The 1,713-nt window shown below is 40.4% G+C and carries 4 protein-coding genes; 1 reads left to right on the plus strand and 3 read right to left on the minus strand.

Annotation, left to right across the window (positions count from 1 at the left end):
- The coding region (locus tag D5R40_RS36735; protein ID WP_205127844.1) for a hypothetical protein at window positions 1-414 on the plus strand (414 nt) is incomplete at its 5' end.
- A 251-nt stretch (window positions 415-665) separates the two neighbouring features.
- Here D5R40_RS36735 and D5R40_RS32740 read toward each other — a convergent pair.
- From D5R40_RS32740 to D5R40_RS36740, 3 genes are all read right to left on the minus strand, one after another.
- Window positions 666-866 carry an OmpA family protein gene (locus D5R40_RS32740; RefSeq protein WP_161565175.1) on the minus strand — a complete coding sequence of 67 codons (201 nt, stop codon included), beginning with the start codon at window positions 864-866 and terminating at the stop codon, window positions 666-668.
- A gap of 110 nt (window positions 867-976) precedes the next feature.
- Complete coding sequence (locus D5R40_RS41760; RefSeq protein WP_282433707.1) at window positions 977-1,099, minus strand: hypothetical protein; 123 nt, start codon at window positions 1,097-1,099, stop codon at window positions 977-979.
- Between the two features lie 23 nt (window positions 1,100-1,122).
- Window positions 1,123-1,308, minus strand: a complete 186-nt coding sequence (locus D5R40_RS36740) for a hypothetical protein (RefSeq protein WP_124155871.1) — start codon at window positions 1,306-1,308, stop codon at window positions 1,123-1,125.
- Window positions 1,309-1,713: the final 405 nt, after the last annotated feature.

Below are 1,713 nucleotides of genomic sequence, written 5' to 3' on the forward strand. Positions count from 1 at the left end.
GGAGATAGTAGTATTCAGCTGATTACCTCCATCAATACATTTGAGCATATCTATCCCAATATATTAGGAGAAATCCTGCTTGAGTTCAAGCGAATACTAGCGGACGATGGAGTAATGAGTCACTTCATCGATATGTCAGATCATTTTGCCCACCTGGATGGTAAGATCAGTATTTATCATTTTCTACGTTTCTCAGAGCAGCGTTGGAAATGGATCGACAATGATGTACAGCCTCAGAACCGCTGGCGCTTGGAGCAATATCGGAGACTTTATAAAGATTTAGGAATTGCTATTAAGGAGGAAAAGAATCGACCTGGGGATCCGGCAGTCGTTGCTATGGAGCCAATCGCAGATCAATTCAAGGTGTTTAGCTTGGAAGAGTTGGCGATTAGCCATTCATACGTGATATCTTAGCAGGCAGTACGAGACACGATTTTAGCTTTTCCCGTCCAATTCTGAATAGATAAAAAGAAAGGGCTGATCGCATGCGATCAGCCCTAATAGTATCAGTAAGTATATTATAATTCAGAGTTTAAGCTCTGGATTAGTTACCTTTTAGTACTCCTAAATCTGGATTAGGAACGATTTCAGTCTTCTGTTTTCTGCTTTTCCTTCAGAAGTACCGTTGTCAGCAGAAGGCATAGCGTCACCGCGACCTGCGATGCTCATTGAGCAGGACTAACACCTTTCTTGATCAAACGAGTAACAACTGCTTTAGCACGACGGTAGCTCAAGTCCCAGTTGTCTCCCATACCAGCTTTGAATGGTACGTTGTCAGTGTGACCTTCAACCATGATTTTAGCAGCAGGAGTAGCTTTCAATACTTCAGCCAAAGCATCAACTGCTTCACGCTCTTCTTTTGACAATCTAAGAAGAACCAGAGTTGTAACGAAGCTTAGAACCAGTAACTACGTACAAGCGACCGTCACGATCTTCTAAAGACATGCCACTACCAGAGTAAGCATTGAAAACACCGTCAATTTGCTCTTTCAAAAGCGGTAAGCTCTTTTTCAGTCATCTGCAACTTTTCTTCTACCTGAGCAACTTGGCTTTTGGTAGCGTCCAGGTCAGACTTGATAGAACTGATTTCGCCGTTCAAACGAGTTTTCTCAGATTTCCATCTCAGCAGCAAGAGCATCTTTTTCTTTCAGATAAGGTTTTCACTTGAGCTTGAGTTTCAGCCAAGGCTTGATCAGTGGCAGCTTTAGCAGCTTCCAACTCATCATATTTCTTTTTAGAAACACAAGATTGAAACGCCCCAACTGTAAGACATAGAACCAGTAATTTTACTACTAGACGCATGTTCATTTAATTTAAGTATGATAAAAAGTTTATTCAAAAATAATGGGGTAGAAAAGGGCACAATTCCTTTCTACACTGCAAATCAATAGATATTTTTTCAATTAAACAAAGATAAGATACAAAATTTACTTGTTAAAACCTTCTTGCTGAAGGGGCTAACTATCAGCATTTAAGCCTATTTGAGGACCGCTGAGTGGAGGTTTTTAGACGCGTTTTCAGGGGAAAGAAGGGGCTCTTTTGGTATTTTCTGGAACAGAATAGGATAGAAGATTGAAAAAGGAAGAACAGTAGAGCCCTTCCATTGTTGGAAAAGGAGAAAAAAGCTATTTTTGCACATTAGGCAGCTTGACATGATCGTTGGTGTGATGACAGTTGCTGCCGTATTGTTTTTTAAAAGAACATGTTAAATGA

The organism is Okeania hirsuta, assembly GCF_003838195.1.
GTDB classification, from domain to species: Bacteria; Cyanobacteriota; Cyanobacteriia; order Cyanobacteriales; family Microcoleaceae; genus Okeania; species Okeania hirsuta.

Coding starts and splice junctions, on each gene's coding strand:
- D5R40_RS36740 (WP_124155871.1), bottom strand. CDS start 1,308: ATGAACATGCGTCTAGTAGTAAAATTACTGGTTCTATGTCTTACAGTT.